Origin of the sequence: Streptomyces sp. UNOB3_S3, assembly GCF_020740895.1 — a bacterium.
In the GTDB taxonomy this organism is placed as follows: Bacteria; Actinomycetota; Actinomycetes; order Streptomycetales; family Streptomycetaceae; genus Streptomyces.
Genome location: NZ_JAILXP010000154.1, coordinates 1 through 16,374, shown reverse-complemented (window position 1 = coordinate 16,374; position 16,374 = coordinate 1). Strand labels below are relative to the sequence as shown.

Sequence of the window (16,374 nt, the reverse complement as noted above, 5' to 3'; positions counted from 1 at the left end):
GCCCCGACCAGGCCCCCACCGCGGCCGCGCGGTCCTCGGGGCGGAAGACCGCCTGGAGCAGCGCGAGCGAGCCCGGGGTGAGCAGCGCGCCGCCGACGCCCTGGAGGGCCCGGGCGGCGATGAGGACCCCGGCGCTGGGCGCGATGCCGCAGAGCAGGGAGGCCAGGGCGAACCACACCACGCCGATCACGAACACCCGGCGGCGGCCGTAGCGGTCGCCCAGCGAGCCGCCGAGGAGGATCAGCCCGGCGAGGGTGAGCATGTAGGCGTTGACCGTCCACTGGAGGGCGGCGAGGTCGGCGCCCAGGTCCCGGCCGATGTGGGGCAGCGCGACATTGACGACGGTGCTGTCGAGCAGCGCCATGCCCGAGCCGAGGACGGTCGTCAGCACGACCCACCGCCCGGTGGGGGTACCGAGGCGTACGGCGGCGGTGCCGGGCGGCCCGGCGCCCTGGCCGGCCTCCGGCTCCTCCGGCTGGGGGGACACCCGCCCGGGGTCCCGTGCGGAGTCGCTCATGTCCGGATCATCTCTCGCGGACGCCGCCGCGGCCACATGAGTGGCCACAGGAAAGGGCCCGGCACGGTCCGTACGAACCGTGCCGGGCCCCTGACCCGTGGCGGGTTACTTCAGCTTGGTGCCGGTGGAGCGCAGGTCGGCACAGGCCTTGGTGACACGCGCGGCCATGCTCGCCTCGGCGAGCTTGCCCCAGGTGCGCGGGTCGTAGGTCTTCTTGTCGCCGACCTCGCCGTCGACCTTCAGGACGCCGTCGTAGTTCTGGAACATGTGGGCCGCCACCGGGCGGGTGAAGGCGTACTGGGTGTCGGTGTCGAGGTTCATCTTCACGACGCCGTTCTCCAGCGCGGTGCGGATCTCCTCCTCGGTGGAGCCGGAGCCGCCGTGGAAGACGAAGTCGAACGGGTCGGCCTTGCCGTGCTTGGCGGCGATGCCGTCCTGGAGCTCACGGAGGAGCTCGGGGCGGAGCACGACGTTGCCCGGCTTGTAGACGCCGTGGACGTTGCCGAAGGAGGCGGCCAGCAGGTAGCGGCCCTTCTCGCCCAGGCCCAGGGCCTCGGCGGTGCGCTCCACGTCGGCGACGGTGGTGTAGAGGTCGTCGTTGATCTCGTGGGAGACGCCGTCCTCCTCGCCACCGGTCGGGGTGATCTCGACCTCGAGGATGATCTTCGCCTTCACGGCCTCGGCGAGGAGCTCCTTGGCGATGGCCAGGTTCTCGTCGAGCTTCTCGGCGGAGCCGTCCCACATGTGGGACTGGAAGAGCGGGTTCTGACCGGCGGCGACGCGCTCCTGGGAGATCGCGAGCAGCGGGCGGACATAGCCGTCCAGCTTGTCCTTCGGGCAGTGGTCGGTGTGCAGCGCGATGTTCACCGGGTACTTCTTGGCGACGACGTGCGCGAACTCGGCGAGGGCGACGGCGCCCGAGACCATGTCCTTGCTGTACTGACCACCCAGGAATTCCGCACCACCGGTGGAGATCTGGATGATGCCGTCGCTCTCCGCCTCGGCGAAGCCGCGCAGAGCGGCGTGCAGAGTCTGCGTCGAGGTCACATTGATGGCCGGGTAGGCGAACTTGCCTGCCTTCGCCCGGTCGAGCATCTCGTTGTAGACCTCGGGGGTTGCGATGGGCATCTGTCCGCTCCTTGTGATGTGCGGGTACGGGCGTTTTACGGGCCCTGACCTAGGGGGCGACGGTCATCGTCGACCCCATCTTCCCAGACTCCCGAAATTGCTCCACATGGTGATGGTCACGGATCTTGAACGGAATAGCCGAAGGGCGCGGCGTTTCACGTGAAACGCCGCGCCCTTCAAGGCCGCACCGGACTCGCACTTTCGCGCGAATTCCCATGAACCGGCAGGTCAGACCCAGTAGGTCAGGCCCGGCAGGTCAGGCCAGACCGAGCTCGTCCAGGGAGTAGGCGTAGACGTAGGGCACGCCCGCGGTCTCGCTGATCTTCTCGGCGGCACCGGTCGCCCGGTCCACGATCGTCGCGACCGCGACGACCTCGCCACCGGCCTCGCGCACGGCCTCGACGGCCGTCAGCGGCGAGCCACCGGTGGTGGAGGTGTCCTCGACCACCAGGACACGGCGGCCCTTGATGTCGGCGCCCTCGATACGGCGCTGGAGACCGTGGGCCTTGGCCGCCTTCCGTACGACGAAGGCGTCCAGCGACTTCCCGCGCGCCGCGGCGGCGTGGAGCATCGCGGTCGCCACCGGGTCGGCGCCCATGGTCAGACCACCCACGGCGTCGAACTCGAACCCGTCCGTCGTGTCGAGCATGACCTGCCCGACCAGCGGCGCGGCCGTGCCGTCCAGGGTGACCCGGCGCAGGTCGATGTAGTAGTCGGCCTCCATGCCGGAGGAGAGGGTGACCTTGCCGTGGATCACGGCCTTGTCCTTGATCTGGCCCAGCAGTGCCTCACGCGCTTCGCTCATGTCCATGAGCTTAGGCCAGGCCCAGGGAGCGCCAGGTCCAGGTCGTGGCGATCTCCAGGGGGTCGATCGGGGTGACGAGGCGGGGGAGGGTGTTCAGCCCGTTGGGCGGGCCGGACTGCGGCTCCACGCACACCGCTTCGGTCTGCTCGTCGTAGACCACGACCCACTCGGCGCGGCTGGTGACCTTCAGCTCCAGGGCACCGGGCCAGGTGAGGGTGACGTCGACGCCGTCGGGCATCCCGAAGCAGTCGTCCCAGGGGCCGGGCCGGGGGTCGATCCGCTGTCCGGTGGGGAGGTGGTCGTCGCCGCGCTCCTCCTGCCAGGACGGCCGGAAGCCGATCTCCACGTCCTTGCCCACGCCGAGGTTCCGCAGGAACCAGGGGTGCCAGCCGGCCTGCGCCGGGAAGGAGTCGTCATAGGTCTCGACGCCCATGGTGAGGGTGAGGGATTCCTCCGTCAGCTCCACCAGCTGGGTGACCCGGCCGCTGTACGGCCAGGGGTCGGCGAGGTCGTAGGTGAACGCGGCGGAGCGGTCATCGGCGCGGGCGGTGCGCCAGGCGGTGTCCCGGCCGGTGCCATGGATGGCGTGCGGGGCGGAGTTGATGGGCATCTGGTGGATCTCGCCACCGTCGCGGAAGCGGCCGAGCGCGATACGGCCGCACCACGGGACCATGGGGAAGGCGCCATAGCGGGGGCCCTGACGGAGCAGTTCGACTCCGTCGATCCTGAGGCCGGCGAGCCGGCATCCATTGCCCGGGTCCACGGTCACTTCGGCGGGCCCGGCGGCCAACGTTACGTTTTCGCTCACCCCTTGACCCTAGGGCCTACGACCCACCGGTTTGTGGGCAATCGTTCCGCAAGGCGGACCGGGTGGGCACAAACCGCCCACCGGACCGCACCCGACGCGTCAGCGCCTACGGCGGAACGCCCGCGTGACGACCACCGCCCCCGCCAGGGCGATCGCCGCGGCCGGCGCGGCCCAGCGCAACACCGCCGTGCTGGTGGCCGCCTCCGGCGCCGGAACCGGCGCGTACCGCCCACGCGGCGGCGCGTGGTCGACTTCCTCCGCACTGCGACCGATCATCGTGCGGCGGGCGTGCGCGGCCTCCGCCGGGGGCTCGCCGTCGAGGACGTCGTCCTCAAAGCCGCCCGCCCCGCCGAGCGGCCCGTCCTCCTCGCCGTCGCCGTCGGGCTCGACGGACTCGGTGTCACCGTCCGATGCCGGTTTGGGCGCCGGTTTGGGCGTCGGCGCCGAAACCGCCGGTACCTCCGCCGCGTCCTCGCGCAGTTCCTCCGCCAGCGCGGCGCCGAAGCGGTCGAGCAGCCGCCGTGCCACGGACTCGGCCGTCTTCGCGTCGAACTCCGCGAGCCGGCCGGCGCCGCCGACCGTTCCCGTGCAGCTCAGCCGGGTGCCCCCGGGCGTCTCCTCCGGCTGGGCGCTCAGCGTGAGCGTCACCGTGCCGGAGCCCCGGGCCTCGGTGCCCTCGCCGGAGAGCTCGTACGAGCCGTCCCGCTCGGTCAGCCGCATCTCACCCCGGTAGGTGATCGTGGATCCGCCGATGCGCAGCCGGAGCCGCCCGGTGAGGGCGGCACCGGACGAGGCGTCCTGCTGGAGGCCGGGGACGCAGCGGGCGACGCGCGCGGGGTCGGAGAGGACCCGCCGCACCGCACCGACGGGAAACGGAACGAACACCTCATGCTCCATAGCTAGCGAGCCTACCCACCGGGCCCCGCACCAGGCCCGCCCCGGTCGAATCCAAGTCGAATCCGATCGAACTTTCCGTCAGAAGACGGTCAGTCTCCGACAGTGAAGCGCTCCCCCACGTGCTTGGGCGTCTCGATCTCGTCGATGAGCGCCACCGCGTAGTCCTCGACGGAGATCCGGCTCTTGCCCTCCGCGTCCACGACGAGGTCCTCGAGCGCGGTGCGGTAGGTGCCCGAGCGCTCGCCGGGCTCGATCAGTCCGGCCGGGGAGACATTGGTCCAGCGGACGTCGGAGACCGTGCGGTAGAAGTCCAGCGCGTCGCCGTGCGCGTGCATGATCTGGAGCAGGAACTCCGGCAGCCCCTCCGCGTCCCAGACCTGCTTGCCGTCCGGGGTGCGCAGCGAGCCCGCGCCACCGACCGCGATCAGCCGGGGGGCCGTGTCGCCGAGCGTGCGCAGGCCGGCGACCAGCGACTCCGCCGCGGGCTTGATGGTGGCGATGTGGCCGGGGCCGTCGCCGCCGCCGACGGCGCTGACGACGACGTCCTGCCCCTTGGCCACGGCGGCCACCGAGGCCGGGTCGAGGACGTCGCCGGTGGTGACGGTGAGGTTCGGGTGCCGCTCGGTGAGCTTGGCGGGGTCACGGACGACGGCCGTTACCTGGTGGCCGCGGTCCAGCGCCTCGCGCAGGACGCGGCTGCCGATGGTGCCGTTGGCTCCGAAGAGGGCGATCTTCGCCATGAGGGTGTCTCCTGTCGCACGGTTCAAGGACGTGTGGTGACGTGGATGTGTGGTGATGCGTACGAGTGGTGCGCATTGACCACGCTAGGAGCGATCGCCCCACCCGGCCAGGTAGGCTCGCGTCTTCCCATGGTGAAAAAGCGACACACCGATCCCTGCGCGTCCGTCGGGAGCGACGACGGCGGCATCCTGGAGCTCGTCTACGAGCCTCCGCCCGGCGCCCCGCCCGGCCTGGAGGTGATGACCGTGGCCGAGCTGCGCGAGCGGGCCGCCGAGGGGCTGCTGGCCAGGCCGCAGCGGCTGGACTTCCACCAGATCGTCGCCGTCGACGCCGGCTCCGCCGTCCACACCGTCGACTTCCGCACCCACACCCTCGACGCGGGCTCGGTGCTGTGGGTGCGCCCGGGGCAGGTCCAGCAGTTCGGCGACGTCGAGGCGATCGAGGGCACGGTCGTCCTCGTCCAGCCGGGTTTCATGCCCCCGGGCACGGCCGTCTCCGAGGCGGCGGACGACCCGTTCGGGCCGGCGTTGTGGCGGCCGGTCGGCGAGGACCGGGAGGCCGTCTTCTGCGCCGTGCGGCATCTGGCGACGGACTACCGCACCGGCGAGCGGCTGGCCCCCGCCATCCGCACGGAGGTGCTGCGGCATCTGTTCTCGGTGCTGGTGCTGCGGCTGACGCACGCCTCGGCCCCCGTGAGCGGACTGCCCGCCCCCGGGGACGCCTTTATGCGGTTCCGCGCCGCCGTGGAGCGCGACTTCGCCACCCACCGCCGGGTGGCCGACTACGCCCGGGCCCTGGGCTACGCGCCCCGCACCCTGTCACGGGCCACGCTGGCGGCGGCCGGGGTCGGGGCGAAGGATTTCCTCGACCGCCGGGTGATGCTGGAGGCCAAACGGCTGCTGGCGCACAGCGAGCTGCCCGCCGCGCGGATCGCCGAACGGCTCGGCTTCGCCGACGCCGCCAATTTCTCCAAGTTCTTCCAGCAGCGCGCGGGGGACACCCCCGGCGCCTTCCGGGCGGCCCTGCGCGGCCAGGCGGCGCGCGGTCAGGTACCGCGCGGTCAGCCCGCGTAGCGCGGGTGCATCAGCGTCGACGGCAGCGCGCCCGCCTCCTTGCGGCGCTCGGCCGCCAGGCCCTCGGCCCGCAGCGTCTCCGGGGTGAGGGACGGCAGGGGCGGCCGGGCCTCGGCCAGCGCCAGCCGTACCGGCGCCCGCGCGGCCAGCAGGAACCCCCAGTCCCGCCCGGGCGCTCCGCGCCCCTGGGGGGCGGCCGCGCGATAGGGCGCGGTGCACAGCCCCACGGACCGCAGCGTCGCGTCGACGGTCCAGAAGACATGCGGCCGGGCGTCGAGGTCTCCCCCGTGCACGGCTATTCGGCCGCCCGGGGCGAGGACGCGCGTCACCAGCCCGTAGAACTCCTGGGAGTAGAGCTTGGTGCTGGGCGTGAGCCCGGGGTCGGGCAGGTCGGAGAGGACCACGTTGTACGGGCCGACGGCTGGGCGGCCGCCCTCGCGCAGCCAGTCGAAGGCGTCGGCGGTCACCACCCGCACCCGTGGATCGCGGTACGCGCGGCGGTTGAGGGCGGCGAGGCCGGGGTCGGTCCGGGCCAGCCGCAGCACCTCGGGGTCGAGCTCGACGACGGTCACGGAGCGGACGTCGGCGTAGCGCAGCACCTCGCGCACGGCGAGGCCGTCGCCGCCGCCGAGGACGAGGACCCGGCGGTGCTCCCCGGCCATGGCGGGGTGGACGAGCGCCTCGTGATAGCGGGACTCGACATCCCCGCTGACCCTCAGCCGGCCGTCGAGGAAGAGGGAGAGCGGCCGCCCGCCGCCGTCCCCGCCGGCCAGCACCACCTCCTGCACCCCGGAGCGCACCGCGACCCGCACGTCCGTGCCGTAGACGGCCCGCCGGGCGGCCCGCTCGAAGGGGCCGGTGAGCACCGAGCACACCGCCAGCACCACCAGCACCAGGCCATTGGCGGTGAGCAGCGCCCAGCGGGCCCGCGGCGACAGATCGCGCCGGAAGAGCCAGAGCACCAGCGCCCCGCCGGCCACGGCGTTGACCGCGCCGGTGACCAGGGCGCCCGTCAACTGGCCCAGCGCGGGCAGCAGTAGGAAGGGAAAGGCGAGCCCGCCGACGAGGGCGCCCACATAGTCGGCGGCGAAGAGATCGGCGACCGCGCAGCCCGCGTCCTGGCGGCGGATGCGCTGGATGAGCGTCATCAGCAGTGGCACCTCGGCGCCGATGAGGACCCCGATCGTGAGCGAGAAGGCCACCATGGCGAGCCGGGCCTGCCCGTACCAGGCGAAGCAGGCGTAGAGCGCCATGGCGGAGAGGCCGCCGGTCAGCGCCAGCACCGCCTCGACGGCGGCGAAGCCGAGCGCCGCGCGGGCGCGCAGCCGCTTGGCGAGCAGCGAGCCGACGCCCATGGCGAAGACCATGACCGACAGCACGACGGACGCCTGGGTGACGGAGTCGCCGAGGAGGTACGAGGCGAGGGCGACCAGCTCCAGCTCGTAGACCAGCCCGCAGGCGGCGCAGACGAAGACGGTGGTCAGCACGGCGAGGCGACCGAGCCCGGCCGGTACGGGCAGCCGCGCCGGTACCGGGCGGTGGAGGACCATGCGGTAACGCTACGTCACGAACCAGGACCCCCTTGTCACCCACACGGGTCTAAATTCACGCGCCTGGGCGACTCTCAAGGGACTCTCACAGGGGCGCGGTCATCCGCACGCCCACTCGGGTCCGGGTGGCCACCAGCCGCCCCTCCTGGGGGTACGCGTGCCAGGTGCGCCAGCTGATCTGGCCGTCGCGGCGCTGGGCGAGCAGGGCGGTGAAGGCGTGAGGATCGCCGGGAAACGTTCCGGCGAGTCCCTGGGGGTGTTCGGCGACCAGCGCCAGCAGCTCCTGGGCACGTCCCGCGAAGGAACATCGCGAGAGGGTCTCCACCCGTGCCGCGAACTCGTACTCCCACGCGCCCACGCGCTTGGCGACACCCAGGGGCAGCGGGGTCTGGCTGCCGGGTATGCAGGCGACCGTCTCCGAGCAGAATCCGTCCTCCTCTTCGAGTATGACCTGGTGGGAGGCGCCCAGCAGGCGCAACTGCACCGCAGAGTCGTCCAGTTGCAGGTCGAGCACCGCCAGCGCGGGCAGGGGGTCCTTCCCCAGACACCAGGCGAGATCGGCGGCGCGGGTATCGGTGTAGGTGGTCTTGAGAGTGGTGAGCATGGGTCGGCTCCGTGAGCGAGCGGTGGAGGGTGTGCCGGCCCGCCCCGAGGAGGACCAGATTCCTGATCGAGTGCGCCGGCTCATGCCCACATTTGAGGTCCCACGGACCGGTTCCGGCAGGGCCCATTCCGGTGTGTCGGGGATTCCCGGGGATTGTCTCAACGTGGCTCTGATTGAGAGGGAATCACGAACGAGCGGCGCCCACAGCGGTTTTACCCATCATCTGCAACTTTCCATCCACCCGAGGGCCATGCAGTTCAAATGTTCAACAGACCTGCGCACATAAGTTCAACACACCGGCGTCCGGCGGATACGGAAAATCCGCCGGACGCATATGCGGCTGGGCATGAGCCCCTTGCAAATCTCCCGATCAGGCGGCGGCGATCAGCTTCTCCACGGCCTCGACCACGGACTTCTCCCGTCGGCAGAAGGAGAAACGCACCAGATGGGAGGGGGCGTCCGGGGCGAGCAGGAAGGCGGAGGTGGGAATCGCCACCACCCCGGCGCGCAGCGGCAGTTCACGGCAGAACCGCACGCCGTCCGTATGCCCCCACGCGCGGATGTCCGCCTGGAGGAAATAGCCCGCCTCCGCGCGATAGGGGCGCAGACCGGCCCGGGTGAGCCCCTCGCTCAGCAGATCCCGGTTACGGCGCAGAGTCCGCCGGAGCTCCCCCGCCCACTCCTCCACGCCCCCCAACGCCCGCGCGAGCGCCTCCTGATAGGGCGTGCCGGACGCATAGGTGAGGAATTGTTTCGCCGCCGCCACCGCCGCCACCAGCCGGGCCGGGCCGCAGACCCAGCCGACCTTCCACCCCGTGACGTTGAAGGTCTTGCCGGCCGAGGAGATGGTCAGGGTCCGCTCCCGCATCCCCGGCAGGGCGGCGATCGTCCGGTGCGTCGCGTCGTCGTAGACCAGGTGCTCGTAGACCTCGTCCGTCACCACCGTCAGATCGCGCTCCCGGCAGAGCTCCGCGATCGCCGCCAGCTCCGCCTCCGTGAACACCTTCCCGGTGGGATTGTGCGGGGTGTTGAGCATCAGCACGCGGGTACGGCCGGTGACGGCGGCCCGCAGCGCGTCCAGGTCCAGGGCGAAGCCCGGCGCGCCCCCGGCGGTCTCCTCGGCCAGTGGCACGGGCACCAGCCGGGCCCCGGCGAAGCGGGCCACCGCCGGATACGCGTCGTAGCAGGGGTCGAAGGCGAGCACCTCGTCCCCCGGGTCGCACAGCGCCAGCAGCGCCGCCGCGATCGCCTCCGTGGCACCGGTGGTCACCAGCACCTCGCCCTCCGGCGCGTACTCCAGCCCGTACCGCCGCCGCTGGTGCCCGGCGACCGCCTCGCGCAGCGCGGGGAAGCCATAGGCGGGCGGGTACTGATTGGCGCCCGCCAGCAGCGCCGCCGCGGCCTCCTCCAGCAGCGGGCGGGGGCCGTCCAGCTCGGGCACGCCCTGGCCCAGGTTGACCGCCCCGGTCCGCCGCGCCAGCTCGGTCATCTCCGTGAAGACCGACTCCCCCATGCCCCGCACCCGCGCCGCCGGGCTCCAGCCCGTCTCCCTGGCATCCATGCTCATCCCCACTCCCGTTGTCCCATCGGGTCATTCCGGTCCGGACGATCGAGATCACGATAGGCGGGGCGCGCGACGCCGCCCAGCACACCAAGAGACCCAGCACACCAGGAGACCCAGCACACCGGGCGGCCCCCGGCGGGCCGACACTCCGGGGTGCGCCCGAGCGGGTGGAAGGCACACCGCTTACGGGCGTTTCCCGGTCGCGCGCGCGAGGACGGCGCCGCATGGTCGGTATGCCCCGACCGTCCCGTACCGCACCGGAGGTACCCCGTGGCCGCCGGCCCCGCCGTCCATCGCGACGCAGCGCCCGTCCGGGCCCCCGAACCGCGCCGCGCCCCCCAGGGCCGCCGCCGTCCCGGCCGCGCCGACCGCGTCCGCGCGGCGCTGCGCCGGGCCCTGCCCGCGCTCGGGCTCTACGCCGCCGCCCGGCTGACCGGAATGACGGTGATGGCCGCGTGGGCCTGGTGGATCGGCAAGCATCCGCGCACCCTGCTCGGCCACCTCTGGGACGGCATCTGGTACGCGGGCATCGCCCGCCACGGCTACGGCCTGATCGTCCCCTCGCCCACCACCAAGGGCGTCTTCTACAACGACCTGGCCTTCTTCCCCCTCTACCCCGGGCTGGTCCGGGGCGTGGTGGCGGTGCTGCCGGTCACCGTCGTCACGGCCGGGCTCCTGGTGGCGTGGGCGGCCGCCGGGGCCGCCGCCTGGGGCGTCTACGCGGTCGGCGAGCGGCTGCACGGCCGCCGCGTGGGGACCGTGCTGGCGCTGCTGTGGGGGCTGCTGCCGCACGCGATCGTGCAGACCATGGCGTACACCGAGTCCCTGATGACCGCGCTGGCCGCCTGGTCGCTCTACGCCCTGTGCACCCGCCGCTGGCTCTGGGCCGGGGCGCTGGCCCTGCTCGCCGGGCTCTCCCGGCCCAACGCGATCGCCGTGTCCGCGGCGATCGCCGTGGCCGCCGTCGTCGCCCTGTGGCGCGATCCGGGCGCCCGCCGGGACTGGCGGATCTGGGCGGGCACGGCCATGGCACCGCTGGGCTGGGCGGGCTACGTCGTCTGGGCCGGCTTCCGCTCCGGGGGCGGGCCGCTGGGCTATTTCACGGTGCAGCGGCTGTGGGGCTCGCGCTTCGACTTCGGGCGCGACGCCTTCCTCTTCACCCGGCACCTGTTCACCGGCCGGGACTCCATGGCGTACTACGTCACCCTGGCGGCCCTCGCCGCCGCCCTCGTCGCCCTGGTCTTCCTGGCGCTGGACCGGCCGCCCGCCGCGCTGCTGACGTACGCGCTGGTACTGGCCGTCATCGCGGTCGGCGGCTCCAGCTACTTCGCCTCCAAGCCGCGGTTCCTGCTGCCGGCCTTTCCGCTGCTGCTGCCGGCCGCCGTGGCGATGGCCAGAGCCCGGCCGCGCACCGTCGTCGTGACGATCGGCGCGCTGGCCGGGCTCTCGTTCCTCTACGGGACCTATCTGCTGACCGTGGCCAGGGTCCCCATGTAGCCGCTGTGACGCGGGAGGCTCAGGCCTCGTCGTCCGGCTTGTCGTCGCCCGACTCCGCGTCGGCCTCCAGGCCCAGCTGCTCGGCGAGCCACTTGTCGAACTCGATCGAGGCGCGCACCCAGCTGACCGTGCTGGAGACGAAGTGCTCCAGCGCGACGCCGACGCCGATCAGCATCTGCGCCTCACCGATCAGACGGACGGTGCCGTCGTCGTGGGTGTGGGTGTAGACCTTCGGCCACAGCGTGCGGCGGTTCCAGTCGTCGATCGCCTCGAGGAGCTTGCCCTTCTCCTCGATGTCGTGCGGGCGGTCGTAGAACGTCCGCACGGAGAAGACCTGCTGCTCCTCCTCGCCGCGGAACATGAAGTACGTCCGGAACTGCTCCCACGGCGCGGCGAGGTCACCCTCGTCGTCCACGACGTACTTCAGCTCCATCTGCTCCAGGAGCTGCTTGACCAGGTCCTGGTCGGGGATGACGGGGCCGGTCGGGCCCGCCTCAGGCTGCGGCTCGGGCTGGCCCCCGAAATTCGGAATCGAGGACGGGTCGATGCTCACCGTTTTTGTCCCTTCGTACGGTCTCCGGCCATCCTCCCCCATCGTGGGCGGGGCCTGGTAGCCCCGCCCCGCCGGATGTCACACCGTTTTCGCGGTGGCCTCTGCCCGAACGGGCGAAACGGTGAGCTCCTGCGCCCCGTCCGCCACGTCGACGCGGACCGTGTCGCCGTCCCGTACCTCCCCGGCGAGGATCGCCCGGGCGAGCCGGTCGCCGATGGCCGTCTGCACCAGCCGGCGCAGCGGGCGGGCGCCGTAGGCCAGGTCCGGCTGGGCCGCGCCCTCGGCGCCGGGGGTGTGGCCGAGCCAGGCGAGCCAGCGCAGCGCGTCGTCGCTGACGTCCAGGGTGAGCCGGCGGTCGGCGAGGCGGCGCTGGAGGTGGCCGATCTGGATGCCGGCGATCCGCTCCAGCTGGTCGGTGCCCAGGGGGTGGAAGACGACGGTGTCGTCGAGCCGGTTGAGGAATTCGGGGCGGAAGGAGGCGCGGACGGTCTCCAGCACCTTCTCCTTCTTCTGCTCCTCCTTCAGCATCGGGTCCATCAGGAAGGCCGAGCCGAGATTGGAGGTGAGGATGAGGATGGTGTTGCGGAAGTCCACCGTCCGGCCCTGGCCGTCGGTGAGCCGGCCGTCGTCGAGGACCTGGAGAAGGATGTCGAAGACCTCGTGGTGGGCCTTCTCCACCTCGTCCAGCAGCACCACCGTGTACGGGCGGCGCCGCACGGCCTCGGTGAGCTGGCCGCCCTCCTCGTAGCCGACGTAGCCGGGGGGCGCGCCGACCAGGCGGGCCACCGAGTGCTTCTCGCCGTACTCGCTCATGTCGATACGGACCATCGCCCGCTCGTCGTCGAAGAGGAAGTCGGCCAGTGCCTTGGCCAGCTCGGTCTTGCCGACGCCGGTGGGGCCGAGGAAGAGGAACGAGCCAGTGGGCCGGTCCGGGTCGGCGATACCGGCCCGCGAGCGGCGCACCGCGTCGGAGACGGCGCGCACGGCCTCGGCCTGCCCGATCAGCCGCTTGCCCAGCTCCTCCTCCATGCGCAGCAGCTTCTGCGTCTCGCCCTCCAGCAGCCGGCCGGCGGGGATGCCGGTCCAGGAGGCGACGACGTCGGCGATGTCGTCCGGGCCGACGTCCTCCTTGACCATGAGGTCCTTGGTAGCGGCCTCCTGCTCGGCCTCCACCTCCGCCTTCGAGGCCTCCTCCAGCTCGCGCTCGACGGCCGGGATCTCCCCGTAGAGCAGCTTGGAGGCGGCGTCGAAATCGCCGTCGCGCTGGGCGCGCTCGGCCTGCACCCGCAGACCGTCCAGGCGCTCCTTGAGCTCACCCACCCGGTTGAGGGACTGCTTCTCCTTCTCCCAGCGGGCGGTCAGGCCCCGCAGCTCCTCCTCCTTGTCGGCGAGGTCGCGGCGGAGCTTGGCCAGGCGCTCCTTGCTGGCCTCGTCGGACTCGTTCCGCAGGGCCAGCTCCTCCATCTTCAGCCGGTCGACGGCGCGCTGGAGCTCGTCGATCTCCAGCGGCGAGGAGTCGATCTCCATCCGCAGCCGGGACGCGGCCTCGTCGACCAGGTCGATGGCCTTGTCGGGCAGGAAGCGGGAGGTGATGTACCGGTCGGAGAGGGTGGCGGCGGCCACCAGCGCGGAGTCGGCGATCTGCACCTTGTGATGCGCCTCGTAGCGGCCCTTGAGGCCGCGCAGGATCGCGATGGTGTCCTCGACGGACGGCTCGGCCACCAGCACCTGCTGGAAGCGGCGCTCCAGCGCCGGGTCCTTCTCGATCCGCTCCCGGTACTCGTCGAGCGTCGTCGCGCCGACCATGCGGAGCTCGCCGCGCGCCAGCATGGGCTTGAGCATGTTGCCCGCGTCCATGGCGGAGTCCCCGCCGGCGCCGGCGCCCACGACCGTGTGGAGCTCGTCGATGAACGTGATGATCTGGCCGTCGCTCGCCTTGATCTCCGCCAGGACCGTCTTCAGCCGCTCCTCGAACTCGCCCCGGTACTTCGCGCCCGCGACCATCGCGCCCAGGTCGAGCGCGACCAGCCGCTTGTTCTTCAGCGACTCGGGGACGTCACCCTTCACTATCCGCTGCGCGAGCCCCTCGACGACGGCCGTCTTGCCGACGCCGGGCTCACCGATGAGCACGGGATTGTTCTTCGTCCGCCGCGACAGCACCTGCACCACGCGCCGGATCTCGTGGTCCCGGCCGATGACGGGGTCGAGCTTGCCGTCCCGGGCGGCGGCCGTGAAGTCCGTACCGAACTTCTCCAGCGCCTTGTACGTGCCCTCGGGGTCGGCCGACGTCACCCGCCGGCCGCCCCGGGCCGCCTCGAACGCGGCCAGCAGCTTCTTGACGGAGGCGCCCTGCTGGTCCAGCAGCTCACCCGTACGGCCGCCGCGCGCGGCCAGGCCCATCAGCAGGTGCTCGGTGGAGACGTACTCGTCACCCAGGTCACGGGCGCGCTCGGCGGCGTCCGCGAGGACGGCCATCAGCTCCCGGTCCGGCTGCGGCGGCGCCACCGTCGACCCCTGAACGCTCGGCAGCCCCGCCAGCAGCCGCTCGGCCCCACCGCGCAGCGCGGCCGCGTCCGCGTCGACGGCGGCCAGCAGATCCATCACGTTCTCGTTCTCCCGGCCGGCCAGGAGGGCCAGCAGGAGGTGGGCCGACGTCATGTCGGCGTGCCCGGCCGACACGGCACGGTCATTGGCGGCGCTCAACGCCTCCCGGCTCTTGTTGGTCAGCTCGGCGTCCACGGTGACGGGCTCCTCCTCGCGCTCACAGGCTCATCGGGCTTGCCTTGGGGAACATGCAATAAGTTGAGTCTATTCCACTCAACCTCGGCCGCACAGCCCTCGCGCCCGAAAAGTACAGCCATTCCCCTTTCCGGGTGGAGCTGTGCCAAGATCGTTTACGGCGTTCCCCCCACCAAACGGCGCCAACCGTTCTCACACCAGGGACTTTCACCATGTTCCGATTCCACGGGGGATCGCGCCCCTTGAGCCGCGCGGCCATCGGCACCGCGCTCGTCCTCGCCACGACGGCCGTCACGGTGGCCGTCCCGGCGACCGCCGCGCAGGCGGCGCCCGTCGCGGCCGTCGCGTCCGCCGCCTCCGGCCCGGCCGTGCCCAAGGATTTCGAGGCCCGCTACGCGAACGGCGTCGTCCTGACATGGACCGCCAACAAGGACGAGGCCACCACTGGCTACCGGATCTACCGCTGGCGCACGGCCGACGGCCCGGACACCGCCCAGGTGATCGGCACCGCCGGGAAGGTGCCCTTCGCCGGGCGCCACGTGGACGAGACCGAGCTGGACAAGGGCGGCGTCCACTACAGCTACGCCATCACGGCCGTCGGCAAGGACGGCGCGGAATCCGCCTTCTCCACGCCCCGGGACATCGTCCGCCCCTGGCACGCGGCCCCGGTCGACGTCGCCGCCACCCTGACGGACGGCACGCTGAACATCCACTGGAAGCAGCCGGAGGCGGGCGACCGCCCCGACCACTGGATGATCTACCGCTCGAAGACCGCCCCGGTACGCCCCGAGACCGGCGCCGAGCTCTTCCACGAGGCAGGCGGAAGCGACGTCACCCTCCAGGTCCCGGAGAAGGAGGGCAACGACTACTTCTACGCGGTCGTCGCCGTTTCGCCGGCCCGGTCGGCGTACTCGAAGTCGGTCAAGCCCACCGTCACCGAGCGCAAGCCCGGACAGCCCGCCGCCCCCGTCATGTGGAACGTCGGCAGCGTCGGCAGCCAGGGCGAGATCGCCCTGGTGAGCTGGGACGACGGCAAGGCCCGGCCCGGCGACCCCCGGATCGTGGGCTACAACGTCTACCGCTGGACGTCCGAGGAGCGGCCCGACGCCACGGACCGCGGCGGCGCGGCCAAGCTGAACCAGGCACCCGTCGGGGACCGTACGTTCCAGGACCCGGGCGTGCGCGACGGCGTGAAGTACTGGTACGCCGTGACGGCGGTGACGGCGGACGGCACCGAGTCGGCACCGGCAGCGCCGGTCCTGTACTGGACCGCCTGACGCCCTGGCGTCCGTGGCGCCCTGACGTCCCCGGTCGGCCGGGCAGCCCACGCGGCCCGGCCGACCGGGTCTAACCTGGCCGCCATGGCGATCGACCTCCGCGACCCCGACCCCGCTTACCTCGCCTTCTGGCGCGAGCGGCACGTCTGCACCCTCACCACCCTGCGCCCCGACGGCTCCCCGCACGTCGTGCCCGTCGGCGTCACATACGACCCCGAGACGCGGATCGCCCGCGTCATCTGCGACAAGAGCGGCCGCAAGGTCGCCAACGTCCAGGCGGCCGGCCCGGGCGGCGCCCGGGTCGCCGTGTCCCAGCACCAGGGCAAGCGCTGGGCCACGCTGGAGGGCCGCGCGGTCGTCCGCACGGAGGCCGACGCGATCGCCGACGCGGTGCGGCGCTACGCCGAGCGGTACGAGCGCGTGCCGCGGGAGAACCCCGACCGCGTCGTCATCGAGATCGCCGTCACGCGGGCGATGGGGCGCGGGTAGTCGTACGGCAGCGGGATCCTCGCCCCCAGGGGCCGTGTCCGTGAAGGATCCCGCTGCCGGTCGTCCCGTTACGGGCGGATGTCTTTCTCCCCCACCCCGCCCCTTCCCGTAACTGGGGGCTCCGCCCCCAGC

The 16,374-nt window shown here is 72.3% G+C and carries 15 protein-coding genes; 4 read left to right on the top strand and 11 right to left on the bottom strand.

All coding sequences use genetic code 11. The features are described from left to right. The 6 genes from K6I33_RS18250 to K6I33_RS18225 form a co-directional block, all read right to left on the bottom strand. A partial coding sequence (locus K6I33_RS18250) for an MFS transporter (RefSeq protein ID WP_229353541.1) occupies window positions 1–517 on the bottom strand: 517 nt, incomplete at its 3' end. Between the two features lie 105 nt (window positions 518–622). Next, on the bottom strand, window positions 623–1,645 hold the full coding sequence (gene fbaA / locus K6I33_RS18245; RefSeq protein ID WP_189455738.1) for a class II fructose-bisphosphate aldolase: 1,023 nt from the start codon (window positions 1,643–1,645) through the stop codon (window positions 623–625). Window positions 1,646–1,901: 256 nt separating this feature from the next. Next, window positions 1,902–2,450, bottom strand: coding sequence for an orotate phosphoribosyltransferase (gene pyrE, locus K6I33_RS18240; protein WP_229353538.1), 549 nt, complete (start codon window positions 2,448–2,450; stop codon window positions 1,902–1,904). 10 nt (window positions 2,451–2,460) lie between these two features. Further along, a complete protein-coding gene (locus tag K6I33_RS18235) occupies window positions 2,461–3,258 on the bottom strand; it encodes an aldose 1-epimerase (protein WP_229353535.1) in 798 nt (265 codons plus the stop codon). Between the two features lie 99 nt (window positions 3,259–3,357). Next, complete coding sequence (locus K6I33_RS18230) at window positions 3,358–4,155, bottom strand: SRPBCC domain-containing protein (RefSeq protein ID WP_229353534.1); 798 nt, start codon at window positions 4,153–4,155, stop codon at window positions 3,358–3,360. A gap of 89 nt (window positions 4,156–4,244) precedes the next feature. Beyond that, window positions 4,245–4,895, bottom strand: coding sequence for an NAD(P)-dependent oxidoreductase (locus K6I33_RS18225; protein ID WP_229353529.1), 651 nt, complete (start codon window positions 4,893–4,895; stop codon window positions 4,245–4,247). 129 nt (window positions 4,896–5,024) lie between these two features. On the opposite strand from K6I33_RS18225, the gene K6I33_RS18220 reads away from it, so the two are divergent. After that, window positions 5,025–5,969, top strand: coding sequence for an AraC family transcriptional regulator (locus K6I33_RS18220; protein WP_229353527.1), 945 nt, complete (start codon window positions 5,025–5,027; stop codon window positions 5,967–5,969). Here the strand turns inward: K6I33_RS18220 and K6I33_RS18215 are convergent. The 3 genes from K6I33_RS18215 to K6I33_RS18205 form a co-directional block, all read right to left on the bottom strand. Further along, window positions 5,957–7,519: a polyamine aminopropyltransferase gene (locus K6I33_RS18215; protein WP_229353525.1), complete on the bottom strand. Its 1,563-nt coding sequence runs from the start codon at window positions 7,517–7,519 to the stop codon at window positions 5,957–5,959. The two genes, K6I33_RS18220 and K6I33_RS18215, sit on opposite strands and share 13 nt — an antisense overlap. 85 nt (window positions 7,520–7,604) lie before the next feature. After that, entirely contained in the window at window positions 7,605–8,123 is a 519-nt protein-coding gene (locus K6I33_RS18210; RefSeq protein WP_229353523.1) for a DUF2617 family protein, read from the bottom strand. A 370-nt stretch (window positions 8,124–8,493) separates the two neighbouring features. Next, the gene (locus K6I33_RS18205; protein ID WP_229353554.1) at window positions 8,494–9,684 is read right to left on the bottom strand and encodes an aminotransferase class I/II-fold pyridoxal phosphate-dependent enzyme; all 1,191 of its coding nucleotides are present in this window, start codon (window positions 9,682–9,684) and stop codon (window positions 8,494–8,496) included. Between the two features lie 273 nt (window positions 9,685–9,957). Between K6I33_RS18205 and K6I33_RS18200 the strand changes: the two genes are divergently transcribed. Beyond that, entirely contained in the window at window positions 9,958–11,184 is a 1,227-nt protein-coding gene (locus tag K6I33_RS18200) for a hypothetical protein (RefSeq protein ID WP_229353520.1), read from the top strand. A 19-nt stretch (window positions 11,185–11,203) separates the two neighbouring features. Here the strand turns inward: K6I33_RS18200 and K6I33_RS18195 are convergent, their stop codons facing one another. Then, on the bottom strand, window positions 11,204–11,737 hold the full coding sequence (locus K6I33_RS18195; RefSeq protein WP_229353518.1) for a YbjN domain-containing protein: 534 nt from the start codon (window positions 11,735–11,737) through the stop codon (window positions 11,204–11,206). A 78-nt stretch (window positions 11,738–11,815) separates the two neighbouring features. Next, entirely contained in the window at window positions 11,816–14,476 is a 2,661-nt protein-coding gene (clpB, locus tag K6I33_RS18190; RefSeq protein WP_229353515.1) for an ATP-dependent chaperone ClpB, read from the bottom strand. A 242-nt stretch (window positions 14,477–14,718) separates the two neighbouring features. Here clpB and K6I33_RS18185 point away from each other — a divergent pair, with 242 nt between their 5' ends. Next, window positions 14,719–15,753 (top strand): hypothetical protein, encoded by a 1,035-nt coding sequence (locus K6I33_RS18185; RefSeq protein ID WP_229353512.1) that lies wholly within the window; start codon window positions 14,719–14,721, stop codon window positions 15,751–15,753. 84 nt (window positions 15,754–15,837) lie between these two features. Continuing rightward, the gene (locus K6I33_RS18180; protein ID WP_229353511.1) at window positions 15,838–16,242 is read left to right on the top strand and encodes a pyridoxamine 5'-phosphate oxidase family protein; all 405 of its coding nucleotides are present in this window, start codon (window positions 15,838–15,840) and stop codon (window positions 16,240–16,242) included. The last annotated feature ends 132 nt before the right edge of the window (window positions 16,243–16,374 follow it).

Excerpts from the sequence above, each read along its gene's own strand:
- fbaA (WP_189455738.1), bottom strand. The coding sequence starts at position 1,645 with ATGCCCATCGCAACCCCCGAGGTCTACAACGAGATGCTCGACCGGGCG.
- pyrE (WP_229353538.1), bottom strand. The coding sequence starts at position 2,450 with ATGAGCGAAGCGCGTGAGGCACTGCTGGGCCAGATCAAGGACAAGGCC.
- K6I33_RS18230 (WP_229353534.1), bottom strand. The coding sequence starts at position 4,155 with ATGGAGCATGAGGTGTTCGTTCCGTTTCCCGTCGGTGCGGTGCGGCGG.
- K6I33_RS18225 (WP_229353529.1), bottom strand. The coding sequence starts at position 4,895 with ATGGCGAAGATCGCCCTCTTCGGAGCCAACGGCACCATCGGCAGCCGC.
- K6I33_RS18220 (WP_229353527.1), top strand. The coding sequence starts at position 5,025 with ATGGTGAAAAAGCGACACACCGATCCCTGCGCGTCCGTCGGGAGCGAC.
- K6I33_RS18215 (WP_229353525.1), bottom strand. The coding sequence starts at position 7,519 with ATGGTCCTCCACCGCCCGGTACCGGCGCGGCTGCCCGTACCGGCCGGG.
- K6I33_RS18210 (WP_229353523.1), bottom strand. The coding sequence starts at position 8,123 with ATGCTCACCACTCTCAAGACCACCTACACCGATACCCGCGCCGCCGAT.
- K6I33_RS18205 (WP_229353554.1), bottom strand. The coding sequence starts at position 9,684 with ATGGATGCCAGGGAGACGGGCTGGAGCCCGGCGGCGCGGGTGCGGGGC.
- K6I33_RS18180 (WP_229353511.1), top strand. The coding sequence starts at position 15,838 with ATGGCGATCGACCTCCGCGACCCCGACCCCGCTTACCTCGCCTTCTGG.